Origin of the sequence: Aliidongia sp., from assembly GCF_035943795.1 — a bacterium.
Classification (GTDB): Bacteria; Pseudomonadota; Alphaproteobacteria; order ATCC43930; family CGMCC-115725; genus Aliidongia.
Genome location: NZ_DASZBY010000079.1, coordinates 1 through 12721, shown reverse-complemented (window position 1 = coordinate 12721; position 12721 = coordinate 1). Strand labels below are relative to the sequence as shown.

12 protein-coding genes are annotated in these 12721 nt (G+C 68.7%); 10 read left to right on the top strand and 2 right to left on the bottom strand.

The window, feature by feature from the left end:
• The 10 genes from VGV37_RS13555 to VGV37_RS13510 form a co-directional block, all read left to right on the top strand.
• Nucleotides 1–705 (top strand): type IV secretion system DotC family protein (locus VGV37_RS13555; RefSeq protein WP_326880219.1); only part of this gene is annotated, 705 nt, incomplete at its 5' end.
• Between the two features lie 113 nt (nt 706–818).
• A complete protein-coding gene (locus VGV37_RS13550; protein WP_326880218.1) occupies nt 819–2090 on the top strand; it encodes a type IV pilus twitching motility protein PilT in 1272 nt (423 codons plus the stop codon).
• A complete protein-coding gene (gene icmT, locus VGV37_RS13545) occupies nt 2090–2338 on the top strand; it encodes an IcmT/TraK family protein (protein ID WP_326880217.1) in 249 nt (82 codons plus the stop codon). The genes VGV37_RS13550 and icmT overlap by 1 nt, the downstream gene beginning before the upstream one ends.
• Complete coding sequence (locus VGV37_RS13540; protein ID WP_326880216.1) at nt 2335–2817, top strand: hypothetical protein; 483 nt, start codon at nt 2335–2337, stop codon at nt 2815–2817. Before icmT ends, VGV37_RS13540 begins: the two co-directional genes overlap by 4 nt.
• Nucleotides 2814–3314, top strand: a complete 501-nt coding sequence (locus VGV37_RS13535; protein WP_326880215.1) for a lytic transglycosylase domain-containing protein — start codon at nt 2814–2816, stop codon at nt 3312–3314. Before VGV37_RS13540 ends, VGV37_RS13535 begins: the two co-directional genes overlap by 4 nt.
• 3 nt (nt 3315–3317) lie before the next feature.
• Nucleotides 3318–4481: a hypothetical protein gene (locus VGV37_RS13530; protein ID WP_326880214.1), complete on the top strand. Its 1164-nt coding sequence runs from the start codon at nt 3318–3320 to the stop codon at nt 4479–4481.
• A gap of 12 nt (nt 4482–4493) precedes the next feature.
• Entirely contained in the window at nt 4494–4955 is a 462-nt protein-coding gene (locus VGV37_RS13525) for a hypothetical protein (RefSeq protein WP_326880213.1), read from the top strand.
• Between the two features lie 87 nt (nt 4956–5042).
• The gene (locus tag VGV37_RS13520; protein ID WP_326880212.1) at nt 5043–7361 is read left to right on the top strand and encodes a type IV secretory system conjugative DNA transfer family protein; all 2319 of its coding nucleotides are present in this window, start codon (nt 5043–5045) and stop codon (nt 7359–7361) included.
• On the top strand, nt 7361–7876 hold the full coding sequence (locus VGV37_RS13515) for a hypothetical protein (RefSeq protein ID WP_326880210.1): 516 nt from the start codon (nt 7361–7363) through the stop codon (nt 7874–7876). Before VGV37_RS13520 ends, VGV37_RS13515 begins: the two co-directional genes overlap by 1 nt.
• Nucleotides 7873–8727, top strand: coding sequence for a hypothetical protein (locus tag VGV37_RS13510; protein ID WP_326880209.1), 855 nt, complete (start codon nt 7873–7875; stop codon nt 8725–8727). Before VGV37_RS13515 ends, VGV37_RS13510 begins: the two co-directional genes overlap by 4 nt.
• Nucleotides 8728–8962: 235 nt before the next feature.
• On the opposite strand, the gene VGV37_RS13505 is transcribed toward VGV37_RS13510, so the two are convergent.
• Nucleotides 8963–10156 (bottom strand): ATP-binding protein, encoded by a 1194-nt coding sequence (locus VGV37_RS13505; protein WP_326880208.1) that lies wholly within the window; start codon nt 10154–10156, stop codon nt 8963–8965.
• Nucleotides 10157–10799: 643 nt separating this feature from the next.
• A partial coding sequence (locus VGV37_RS13500; protein ID WP_326880207.1) for an AAA family ATPase occupies nt 10800–12721 on the bottom strand: 1922 nt, incomplete at its 5' end.

Below are 12721 nucleotides of genomic sequence, written 5' to 3'. Positions count from 1 at the left end.
GGCGACGTGGCCGGCGACGGGCTCGATGCCGGGCGCGGCGAGCAGCTGCATCAATCGGCCCTGACCTATGGCGCGCAGGGCGGGTTGGCGGCCCGCGCCTTCGCCCTCAACGAGATGCTGCGGCGCTACGAGGCCCAGCTCGACGGCGTCTACGACTTCCGCCCGCTGGTGCTGCCGGTCGGCTCCGGCCAGACCCTGATGCGGCCGCCGATCGTGAGCCAGGCGCAGATGGCCTTCGCGCTCGGCGACAATGGCCAGGTCGCGCGCGAGACCGCCTGCATCTACCAGATCACCCGCGAGGCGCAACTCGCCTCGACGCCGCCGAACTGGCGGACCTACCTGGTGCGGACCTGGGGCAACCCGGCGCGCCCCGCCGATGCCGGCTTGCCGCATACCGATGCCGAGGTCGCCTACTGGAACAAGTGGGTCGCCGAGGGTTGGGCCCAGGGCGAGAAACAGGCGGTCGAGATCTTCCTGTCGGATCTGGGCCGCCTCCAGCGCGACATCGTCGGCATGGGCCGCTACCGGGTGCTGCTGCGGGCCGGCGTGGTCGAGCCGCCGAAGATCGTGTTCCAGGACCGGGTGACCGAGGGCGGCCGCGACGATCTCCACATCGGCGACCGCACCATCCGCATCACCGACCAGCCGGGCTTGCAGACCAACACCAAACACTGGACGGCGGACGCCGCCGGGTGCCCGCGATGACGCGAGGTTACGACGCGGCCGAGTCGTCGGTCGCCTCCGCCAAGAGCTGACCAAGGGGATTAGCCTCAATGTTAGAGACCATCGTCAATCCTTCCCCCGAGTCAGCAAATGACTTGGCCAAAACGGAGCATGGGTCCGCGGCCCCGCCGCGACCCGACCATCCGGTCGCCCGGGCCAGGTCCGCCGAGCCGCCGGAGCGCCGGATCATCGTGCCGCCCGCCCTGGTCGCCCCAGTCGCCCCGGTCGCACCGGAACCGGACACGCTGCGCTGGCCCGACCAGGGCACGCACTGGGTCACCGAGCCGCGCAAACTGGCGCCCGGTCTCGACGCGCTCCTGACCTGGGCCTACCGGATCGGCGCCTCGCGCATCGCCTTCAAGACCGGTCGGCAGGTCTGGCTGCGGGTCCATGGCCGCAATCACTGCGTCACCGACCAAGCCGTCAACGATGCCGAGATCGGCGCCATCACCAACCACCTTTATGGCGCCGACGGCACCGCCCGCCTCCAGGGCGGCCAGGACTTCGACGTATCCTACGAGGTTGCCCTGAGCCGCACCGAGCGCCTGCGCTTCCGCATCAATGCCGCACCGCGCCGGATCAGGCGCGGCACCGGCGCCAGCATCGTCTTGCGCCCGATCCCGGACATGCCGCCGTCGCTCGAGGCGCAACTCGTGGAGGCGGGCATCCTTGATGCCTACCGGCCGAGCGAGGGCATGGTGATCGTCAGTGGGGCGACCGGTTCGGGCAAGAGCACGCTCATCGCCGGCATGACGGTCGCGAAGCTGCAGGACCCCAACGGTCATTACAACATCATCGAGGGCGCGGCGCCGATCGAGTTCCTGCTCGACCGGGTGAAGAGCCCCCATTCCACCATCGATCAATCGGAGATCCCGCGCGACCTGCCTTCGTTCGACGCCTTCATCCGCAACTGCATGCGCAACGAGCCGACCGACATCAACGTCGGCGAGTGCCGGGACAGTGTGACCATGAGTGCTGCGGTCCAGGCGGCGATCTCCGGGCATCTCCTCACCACGACCGCTCACGCCAACGACGTGGGACTCACCATGCAGCGCATCGCCAGCCTGTGCCCGGCCGACGAACGCAACAATCTGATCAGCGCGATCGCGCAGTCGCTGCGCCTGGTGGTCAACCAGCGGCTGGCACTCTCGACCGACGGCAAGCGGACTGCGCTGCGCGAGTTCCTGGTGTTCGACCGGGCGCTGCGCACCCAGCTGCTCGAGACCGACCCGACCGATTGGCCGGGCCTGACCCGCCGCGCGGTCGAGGAACAGGGCCAGTCCTACGCGCAGGCGATCCGGATCGCGCTGGAAGCGGGCCGGATCAGCGAGGACGAGGCCCGGCGCCAACAGCGGAGCCTCGGCTGATGTGGCGCGATTCAGGGGCGCCAACACGCGTCCTCTACCTCGACGGGCGGGCCTGCCTGGCGGTCTTGCCGGCCGTGGTCTACTGGTCCTGGACCACGCTCTATATCGCCGTCTTCGGCGTGGTGTTCTTCACCGTGATCAGCTGGTTCGGCCTGACCGTGCCGGCCCTGTTCCGCTTGCTCCGGCGCTGGCTGGTCGGGCGCTTGCGGCCGGCCGTCCCGGTCTGGCGCCGGCGGAGGCTGGCATGAGCGCGCGGTCGCTCGAGCCGGTCAATCTCGGCGCGGTCGAGACGGCGCTCGAAGCGCTGATCCGCCGCGACGGCAAACCGGTCATCCTCGACGACAAGGTGACCGGCAAGCAATTGAACATCCCGCCCGACAGTGCCGCGGCGCGCGACGGTTTGCTGCCGGTATTCCTCGTCGCCGGCGAAGCGGTCTGGCGCGAGGTGACCGGCAAGGGCTTCGGGATCGAGCTGCGATCCGATCCGGGCGCCCTGCTCGGCTACCGGGTCGAACGGATCGGTGCCGGCAGCTTCTCGACCGTCATGCTCGCGACCCTCGAAGCCGCGTCCCAGGCCGCCACACAAGAGGCGATCCTGGTCAACCAGCTGCAAAGCGTCTGGGCAGGCTCGACCGCGCGCGCGGACCTTGCCGCCGCCAGGATCGAGCGGCCGCTGGCCGACCCTCGCGCGGCGCCGGCCGCCCAAACCACGGGGCCGACGCCATGAGGAAGGGTCCGCTCCGATCGGTCGCGCTGCTCGCCCTGACCGCCGTGCTGCCCGCGCACGCCGACGAGAGCGATCCGCGCGGTGCCGCGGTCGCCGCGTGCGTCACCGAGGCGGCGCGGCTGCACCGGCTGCCGCCGAGCCTGCTGGTCATCCTGCTCCAGGTCGAGGGCGGTACGCTCGGTCGGGTCAGCCACAACGGCAACGGCACGGTCGATATCGGGCCGATGCAGGTCAACCAGATCTGGCTGCAGAAGCTCGCCGCCCATTGGCACGCGCCGCCGGCGGCGACCTATCGGGCGCTCCGCGACAGCTTCTGCGCCAACGTCGAGGGCGGCGCCTGGATTCTGCGCCAGGCCTTGGACGAGGCCCATGGCGATCTCTGGGACGGGGTCGGCCGCTACCATTCCCATGATCCCGCCCACAAGACCGCCTATCTGCGTCAGGTGCTCGCGCAGGCGCTCCGTCTGCGCGACCGCGCGCTCAAAAGCGGGAGCTGAGCCATGGCCCAACCGGGGAACCGCGCCGCCTGGGCGTCGAACGACGACTACACCTTCCTCAGCCTCGCGGTCATCGTGATCGGCCTCGGCTTCGGTGCCTGGCTGCTCTGGCAGTTCCAGCATCCGACGATCAGTGCGATCGCGCTTCGGCTCGGCCATTGGCAGATCCAGGTGATCCGCTGGTTCACCGACCGGTACGATCTGGCCGATGCCCAGATGCGGGCCGCCGATCCCACCTACGTGACCTTCCCGCAGTTGCTCGGTCTGTTCCGCGACCTCGGCAGCTTCTTCCGGATTCCGGCCGCCCTGCTCGTCGCCGCCCTCGGGGTCTGGTGTTTCCTGCGCTCGTCGCCGGCGCGGTTCTGCCGACCCCTCGACCTCGAGGCGCTGATCCGGGAACAGGCGCGGAGCTTCCGGAGCACGGCCGCGCATGTCCGGCGCCGGCTCGGCCTCGCCCCAATCCGTGCCGGGGAGCCACGCCCGGCAGACTCCGCCCTCAACACCACGGAATGGGTCGAGCGCTGGGCGACCGGCAAGGGCGGCTTGTTCGACGCGTTCAAGGCCCGCCATGAGCTGGGACGCCAACTCGGGCCCCTGTGGCGCGGCCCGAGACAGGCCTCGCCGCAGGTCCGGGCCCTGTTCGCGGTCCTGGCCCACCATCTGGCCCAGCGGCGGGACGATGCCCGCGCACTCCTGGGCGAACTCGCGGAGTCGCTCCCTGCCCGTGACAAGGAGGCGCGCGTCGGTCCCGAGCGGCCCTTGGCGTTCCCAGCGGCGGTGATCACCCGCGCCGATGCGGTGCTCGCGGAGCATACGATCGCGGCGCCGGCGCTCGCCATCGCCGACCGCCATGGCTTTACCGCCCCCGCGCTCATGAGCCTCTTGACCGAAGCCAGGCTCCGCGCCGGCGTGCTCGCCCCGGCCCAGTTCGCCTTCCTGAAGCTGGTCGACCGGCGCCTCTGGTATGCGCTGCATTCGCTGGGATTCCCCTCGGACGGTCCCGGCAGCACGACCCATCCAAATCCCCGGATCGAAGCGGTTGGCGCACGCGACCATTGGGCGGCAGAGCTTGCCGCCGGGTGCCCTCTCCTCGTCCCGGCGCTCGATCGCGCCGTCAGCGCCATTCGCGCAACGGCACGCGATCGTATGACCCAGTCGAATTTTTGAGGAGGCCACATCATGCCCAACGAGCTTGCCCAGGGCGTCCATCTGCATGTCCATCTGCCCCCGGCGGCCGAGGACGGGCTCCTGGCCCCACCCCGCCACGAACACCTGCATCTCTACGTGCATGCCCTGCCCGGCAGCCCGGGCGGCATCGCGCCGGCCCTCATCCCCGTCCCGCCCAAGCGCCTCCTGCTTAAATCCACCGCCGCCCTCGCCGCGGTCGCCCTTCCGGTCATCCTGGTCGGCCTGCTGTTCGGCCGTGCCGACACGCCGGCACCCGCCGTCCAGCGGGCCAGCGCCGAACCTGCGGCCCCTGCCGCTGCCCGTCCGCAAGTCCCGGCGGCGGTCCTGAACCAGCTGGCGACCCCGCCCCGCCTGGTCCCGCCGCCGGGCGCCCCTGTCGCGCCGGGTGCCAGCCCCGGCGCCGGCCCGACCGCCGCCCCGTCCGGCCTCGCGGCGTTCGGCCTCGCGAACTGAACCGATGCTCGTCCGGTACCCCTGGCCCAAGCGACTGTTCCGCGGGCTCGTCCGCGCCCTGAAGGCTCGGAAGGGACGGAACCGCCCATGATCCCGCGCGAAATCCTCGGCCCCCAGGAGAAGTTCGAGCGCAGCGGCGTCCAGAACCTCCGCGACATCCGGCCGTTCACGACTCGGCTCACCGCCCTGTTCGCCAGCCAATTCTCCGGCCTGCTGCTGGGCGGGTCCGCCGGGCTCATGCTGCTGGCACCGGTGACGGTCGATCTCATCGTGCCGAGCGCGCTCCTCTACGCGACCTGGGTGCTGACCCGCCGGGTCAAGCTGCCCATGCGGCTGCCGAAGAGCGCCGGCATCCGCGATTGGAACTATCCGGACCCGGCCAACCGCAAGCCGAGGATGGCGGCCGGCTCGATCTATCTCGGCCGCGACGCGATGACCGGCCAGGAACTCTGGGCGTCCTCCGACGATGGCCGCCAGCACGGCAGCATTCCGGGCACGACCGGTGCCGGCAAGACCACGGCGATCCTGGGCTTCCTCACCAACGCCCTCACCCATTCGTCCGGCTTCGTCCTGGTCGACGGCAAGGCCGACAACAAGCTGTTCGGCGAGGTCCTGGCGCTCGCCCGCCGCTTCGGCCGCGAGGACGATGTGCTCGCCCTCAATTTCCTGGTGGCGAGCGGCGTCAAGGATTCTAACAGCTTCAATCCGTTCGCCACCGGCAATGCCGATGCCATCCGCGAGTTGCTGGCGAGCCAGTTGGGCGAGCAGCGCTCGGACGATGCCAATGGCGTGTTCCGCGGCCGCGCCATCGCGCTCGTCGGCAGCATGGCGCCGGTGCTGGTCTGGATGCGCGACCACAAGGGCGTCCCGATCAATATCGAGAAGATCCGCTTCGCGCTCGACCTGGCCTGCATCTGGACGATCGCCACCAAGCGCGTGTTCCGGGTGCGCAATCCCGAGACCGGTGAGGTCACCGAGATCGCCATCCCGGAGATTCCCGAAGACCTGATCTATCCGCTCCAGGCCTATCTCGGCGAAATCCCCGGCTACGACGTCACCCTGGACTATAACAAGCAGAAGACCGATGAGCCGTTCAAGCAGCACGGCTTCGCGCTGTTCTACTTCACGGCGACCTTCACCCAGCTCGGCGGCTCGCTCGGCCATATCTTCAAGATCGAGCACGGCGACATCGTCATGCGCGACGTGGTGCTCAACCGCCGGATCCTGGTGGTCAATCTGCCGGCGCTGGAGAATTCCGACGACACCTTGGCCTCGCTTGGCAAGATCATCGTCGCCAGCCTGCGCGGCATGATGGCCGAGATCCTCGGTGCCCGGCTCGAAGGCGACTATGGCGACATCGTCGCCAACAAGCCCGGCATGGGCGAGGCGCCCTATCAGGTCGTGTTCGACGAGCTGGCCTACTACGCGACCAGCGGGCTCGACCGGATGCTCGCCATGGGCCGCGGGCTCAACATCATGTTCTGGCTGGCGTTCCAGGAGGTGAGCGGCATCTGGGCCAGGATTGGCGAGAAGACCCAGTCGCTGCTCGGCAACGCCAACCTCACCGTCGCCATGCGCCAGCAGGACGCCAAACGGACGCGCGAATGGATCGAGCAGACCGCCGGCCAGACCTATGTCACCCAGGCGACCAACTACCAGGGCGGCGGGGTCGGCGAGTATCGCGAGGCGCAGCATGCCGAGGTCCGCCAGGTCTCGCGCGTCGACTGGAACGATCTGCAGCGTCTGATCGAGGGCGAGGCGATCATCCTGTTCGGCGGCCGGCGCATCTACGCCAAGCTGTTCCACGCCGCGATCGACACCGCCGGGCCGATGCGGCTCAACCGGCCGGTCATGCTGAGCCAGCCGAAGCCGGCCGAGGTTAAGGCCCTGTCGGACCGGAGCGAGGCGCTGGTCGAGGCGATCCGGCAGGGCCAGGTCGCCGCCGGTGCAAGCGAGCCCGCCTCCCCCGCCCTGCGCGCGCTGCTCGACGGGTTCGCCGGTGCCATTGGCGGCGGGGTGGACGCGGCGATCGGCGCCGCCATCGCGGCGGCCGGGGAAGCGCCGGTCACGCCGACCGCCCTCACAGCCCTCGATGGCGATACGCCGCCGAACACGCCCTTCACCCCGATGCTGGCCAAGGCGAGCGGAATTGAGCCGCCGCCGGCGAGCGATCCCGGCCTGCCGAACGACCCGGTCGATGCCGGCCTGCTCGGCACCCTGACGGCGATCGAGGCCGCCGCCGGCGTGCCGGCGCAGCAGGCCCGGGCCAACGCGCTCGACGCCCTGGCCGCGCGCGACGCGACCCTCGCCTCGATCCACCTGCCCGAGCCGCCGACGATGGCGGCAGACGAACTGGCGCGCCGGATTGAACGGTTGGTGGCCTTGCTCGAAGGAGAGGCAGCCTGATGCGCGTGACCAATCTTTACCCCCACGACCTCGCGCGCCAGCTGGTGAGCGGCGGCGATTCACGGCTGGCACTCGATCCCCGGACCGGGCGCAACAAGTATCTATGCCCGCCGCTCGATGAACCGGACCTGGTCTGCTTTTCGTCCTGCACCGCGACCCCGATCTCCGCCCTCGGCCTACATGCGGCGTCCGAGGCCCTGATTGAGCTGTCGACCGGCAATCCGGACCGCCAACGGGCGGCGCTCGAGGAGCAGACCCTCGGCGTCTCCTTGCGCCTGACCCAGCGCTTTGGCGTCGACGATCTGGCCGTCGCCCTCCTGGCGCCATCCGGCACCGACGCGACCCTGATCCTGATGGGCCTGCTCGCCGCGGAGCAGCCCGGACGCCCGATCGTCAGCATCCTGCCGGGCAGCGCCGAGACGGGCAGCGGCGTGCCCCTCGCCGCCGCCGGCCGGCATTTGCGGACGCCCATGCCGGCGAACCGGCCGCCGGGTTCCCGGCGGACTGCCGCGTGATCCCGGTTGCTCTGCGCCACCCCGACGGCCGGCCACGGTCGATGGACGTGCTGCAAGCCGATCTGGTGGCGGCGGCCCGGTACGCGCCGGGGCGACCGGTGATCCACGCGATCGACGGATCGAAGACCGGTCTGAGCCTGCCGCTCGATCTGGACGCCCGGGCGGAGGTCGTAGTCGATGCCTGCCAGGCCCGCCTATCGCCCGCCCGCCTTCGCGCCCATCTGTTCCGAGACCGCCCGGTCCTGATTACCGGCTCCAAGTTCTTCGGCGGTCCCGTGTTCTCGGGCGCGATCCTGTTTCCACGCCGCCGCCTGGAGGCCATCGATCTCTCGCACTTGCCCCCCGGACTCTTGCGATATCTGCCGGGTGAAGGATCCGAGGCGCTGTTCTCCGCCAACCGCGGCACGATGCTGCGCTGGATCGCGGCCCTCGCCGAGCTCGACCGGTTCGCCAGCCTGCCGTTCGGCGAGGTGGGCGAGCGCATTGCCCGCATCGCGTCCCTGGTGTGCGATCGCGTGACGCAGTTGCCGTCCCTGGCGCCGGTTCCCATGCCGGACGGCGAGGAAGCCAGCTGCTTCGGGGCGGGCAGCATCATCAGCTTTGGTGTGCGCGATCTCGAACGGCCGGACCGCCTGCTGAGCATGGCGGCGCTTCGGCCGATCCACCGGCAACTCGCGGACATCGGGTATCTGGTTGGGCAGCCGGTCGCCATCGGTGAGTCCTATGGCGCGCTCCGGATCGCGATCGGCGCGCGGACCCTGTTCGAGGATCGGATCCCGGTGCGCATCGATGGACTGTTCGCGGCCCTCGAGCGCTGCATCGCCAGCCGCTCCGCGGTGGCGGCCGAATGATCGCCCGCAACAGAGTGCGGGGTGGAGCGGGGAGCACCGCTCGGTTCCCTCTGGCCGCCAGGATGCTCCTCGCTCTGCGGGTCGATCCTTTGGCTGTGGCGGACGCCGCGTATTTTTTCGGGATTGACGGTCCACGGATCCTTGAGTTCGTCCGGTTCCCGCGCGTCCGCGACCTCGTGGTTCAATGTCGGCGGCAGAGGCCGGTTCACTATCTGCGGGCGGATTGCATGAACACCTATCCGGGTGTCGTTCCCACGGGGCCGTCAGTGGAGGCGGTCACCGGCTGGGCAAACCGAGACTCGTGCCATTCGACCAGCGCCTGATCCTCGGGCGCGTAGGTGCCATGGGCCGACCGCCACAGCAGGTTCTTGTCGCGCAGCACTTCCAGGGCGGCTTGCACACCGCCCTTGCTTACTTTCTGACGCACGCGGGCGGCGTAGACCGTCAACGTTTCGGCGCCGAACGGCGAGAATTTTTGACCGTCGGTGAGCACTTGACGCAGCACGGCCTGCTGGATCGGCGTCAGGGCATCGAACTGGACGTCAAACTCCTGCCATGCCGACTCTCGCAAGACGACGGCGCGGCCGGCAAGAGCACCGCGCAAGCCACTCGCCTTTTCCTCGCTCAGCGCCAGCGACGTCAGCAGGGCCGCCAACTGTTCCGGGCGTCGACCCAGGACCTCGAATGCGCCCCACACATCGTCGGGATCGAACCGATTATCCGCGGCGAGCCGGACGTTGACCCAGGCGGTGAACTCGTCGGTGTAGGGTCTGCCGAGCAACGGGAAGTCGAGGATTTGGGCGCCGAAGAAAGGCTCCGTGCGGTTGCGAACCAGCGCGCCGAGCTTATCGCGGTGAGATCCGGTGAACACCAGGGCCAGCCGGCGGCCCGCCTCACCCATGGTCAATGCATCGCGGGCGGCCTTAAGCGCGTGCATCGCATTGATGCCGTTGTCGGTCGTGACCGCATGCTGCGCTTCGTCTACGACCAGACAGACGAGCCGGCCTGAGCGTTTGACGAGTTCGCCGAGCGCGTCGGTCAGGGTCGTGCCGGACGGTTGGCCTATGGTATCGAGATCGACCGAAAAGCCGCCCGGGGCGGAAATCTTCTTGATCCGCGTTGCGCGGATGAGCTTGCTTCCGGTGCCTTCGACCGCGCGGAACGCCGCCCGGATCGCATCGGCGATCAAGCGGCTCGGGTCGGCCGACCTGTCGGCCCAAAGATCGACGTAGACCGGAAGGATGTTGCGCCTGTCGAGCTCCGGAACGAGATCTTCACGAAGGAAGGTTGATTTGCCCGTGCGGCGGGGCGCCGTCAGGAACAGCCCCGACCGGAAATCCATCAGCGATACGCCCAAAAGGCCATCCGCATAGGTTTTCGCGAGCTGGTGCCGATGATAGGTGAACGGCCGACCGATCGGTTCGGACATCAGGTACGCTCCGGTATTTTGACTCTCGATACTTTACCGAGATACGCAATACCAGACAATACTCTTGGGGCTAGATTTCGTGCCGCAGGCCTTGTCCGTCATGGCCGAGTAGGCGCCGGCCGCTGCCCGGGCAAGGGGGCTTTCCCCTGCTCATAGTCCGGCATGAACGGTCCGCTCGCTTCAGAGACAACCGCGTATGTCAGTGGGCAAGGACGGTGGAGGTTGCCAGGATCGGAACGAGGAACGTCACGAAAGTGATACCGACCAGAGCGGAAATTCGCTCGATCCGCGTCCATTTGTTCCAATCAGCAAGAAGATCGCGCATAGGACTCACCCATGAAAGGTAAATGAATGTGCTCCGGACGCCACAGAATGCTCGATGCGCTCGGGAAGTGAACAAGTTCTTAACGAGGTTCTGGCAATTTCCGGCGAGGAAGATGCGTCGATCAATAGAGCCTAGTCCGGAATCGTGTAGGCAATGCTAACTCCGGGCCGCACATTGACAAAAACGACGTCCAATTTGCTCTGCCTTTTAGGAACATACCCAACGAGGCTCAGTATCGGACCAGGGATGTTCGCTGGGCTCGAACCGCCAGCACCGCGCCTCCGATCGATCCTCGGCAGACGACCTGATCTCCAAGAGCTAAAACCCCGGGGAACTGCCGGGCGTCTTCGGCCGCGGGGTCTCTTCCAGTCGCCGGCGCTGTTGCTCCAGCGCGATGCGCCGGGCGCGAAGATGGTGCTCGACCGCCTCAGCCGACGTCGAAAGGATGGCGAAATTCTGGCGGATCTGCTCGTCCAGACCGGCGATGCCACTGGCAAGCTTCTTGCGCACCGTCTGCGTGCGCGCCCAATCCCGCTCGTCGCGCGTCACCGGCGCGCCGCTGGCCCTGTCCATCGCGCCGCGGTCCCGCATGAACGCATCGACCGTCATCGACCGCGCATGCTCCCGCGCCGCGCGCCTGACCTCGTCGAGCAGGGCGCGGTTGCCGCGGATCGTTTCCGGCACGACGCTCCCTTGGCCGAGCTGCTTGCGCACCGCCTGCTCGCGGGCAAGGTCGCGCGGTGTGAGCGTCCCGTCGCGGCCGCGTATGAACGCCTCGACCGCCATCGCATTATGATGGGCGCTGGCCCGCTTGCGGATTTTCTTCAGCGCCGCGCCATTCCGCCGGACCGGCTCGCCGAGCGTGTCGATGTTGGTGGCGAGCTGGTTTCTGACGGCCTGGGTCTTCGCGTGCTTGCGCACGTTCTGTACCGTCTCCGGCCCATCGACTGACCAGGTCTGGATCGTGCGGCTCTGGCGCAGGAACGCGTCCGTCGCCTGCTCCCGGGCCGTCCGCGCGTCCTCGAGGAGATCGATGCCGAGCGCTTTGTAGGGCTTGCGGCTCATATCCTCGCCGACCCGCTGCCACAGGGTCGCCGCCGTGATCGGCGTGGCGTCGCCGAGCGCCCTGCCGTACTTCACCGCCTCATGGACCGCAACCTCCGAGACCAGGGTCCAGGAAGCACCTCGCGCCCGGCTTTCCGCGACATAGGCCTTGAACGCGGTGATGCCGGCGCTGCCGCGCGGCAGCGCGTTGATATGCTCGTCGGACGTGATGCCCTGGGCGGCATCGATGGTCAGCGCGTGGCCGGGCCCGAGCATCAGGCGGCCAGAGCCCGGGTCGGCCAGGCTGCGCCATTCGACCGCGCCGATCTTCCCATCCTTGTTCCGGAGCCGAAGACCGTCCGCGCCCTTGCCGACCACTTCGACGATGTCGCCATTGTTGCCGATCGTCCCGCCCCTGCCGTCGATCTTTGCCCAGGTCCGCCGGAACAGGCGCAGCCGGTCGCCGGTCGCGATCGGCAGGTCGTAGGTGGTGTGGTCGGGACCGCGCGGGGCCACAGCCCGGTAGATCGTCTCGTCGGCGCCGATCTCGCCGCGGGCCTTGAGCCGTGTGCGGACCGCGCGGCTGATTTCGGCCGCGTCCTCGTTCGTCAGCACCGAGATCGTGATGCCGCGCTTCGAACCGGCAGCCCGGAGGATGTCACGCCGCCGGAGATAGAATTCCGCAATCTGGTCGATGACCTGGTCCTGGTCGCCACCTAGCAGGCGCGCCGTGCCGTCCTCGCGCTTCATGGCAAGTGCCTCGCCCGCGCACGCGTCGCGGAACAGCCCGGCGATGGCACGGTCGCGCGTCGCGACCTGGCGGACGGTCGAGAGCAGTTCCGGTAGCAGTTCCTTGGGAAGCGCCCGGCGCAGGATCTCGATCGTGTCGCCCGCCTCGATCGCCTGGGCCTGCTCCCGGTCGCCCAGCGCCCGGATCGTCATGCCGGTCCTGGCCTGCAGCTCGAGCAGCCGAAGCATCGGCCGCGGCGCGATCTGGCTGATCTCGTCGATCACCAGCACGGTGTTGCGGGTCGGCGCGAAACTGCCATCCTCGATCGAGGCGAGCAGCGGCTGCAACGCGAAGATGCCCTTGATCTGTGAATAAGCGTGGAATAAGGCCCCCGTTTTCGGGGTGATCGGCTTCCAATCGGGGCTCTGACGCACTTTTGATGGAGTCAGGCATCGACGAGCCCGAC

What these genes read in the sequence shown, in the direction of transcription:
- icmT (WP_326880217.1), top strand. Translation starts at nt 2,090, where the DNA reads ATGTGGCGCGATTCAGGGGCGCCAACACGCGTCCTCTACCTCGACGGG.
- VGV37_RS13540 (WP_326880216.1), top strand. Translation starts at nt 2,335, where the DNA reads ATGAGCGCGCGGTCGCTCGAGCCGGTCAATCTCGGCGCGGTCGAGACG.
- VGV37_RS13535 (WP_326880215.1), top strand. Translation starts at nt 2,814, where the DNA reads ATGAGGAAGGGTCCGCTCCGATCGGTCGCGCTGCTCGCCCTGACCGCC.
- VGV37_RS13530 (WP_326880214.1), top strand. Translation starts at nt 3,318, where the DNA reads ATGGCCCAACCGGGGAACCGCGCCGCCTGGGCGTCGAACGACGACTAC.
- VGV37_RS13525 (WP_326880213.1), top strand. Translation starts at nt 4,494, where the DNA reads ATGCCCAACGAGCTTGCCCAGGGCGTCCATCTGCATGTCCATCTGCCC.
- VGV37_RS13520 (WP_326880212.1), top strand. Translation starts at nt 5,043, where the DNA reads ATGATCCCGCGCGAAATCCTCGGCCCCCAGGAGAAGTTCGAGCGCAGC.
- VGV37_RS13515 (WP_326880210.1), top strand. Translation starts at nt 7,361, where the DNA reads ATGCGCGTGACCAATCTTTACCCCCACGACCTCGCGCGCCAGCTGGTG.
- VGV37_RS13505 (WP_326880208.1), bottom strand. Translation starts at nt 10,156, where the DNA reads ATGTCCGAACCGATCGGTCGGCCGTTCACCTATCATCGGCACCAGCTC.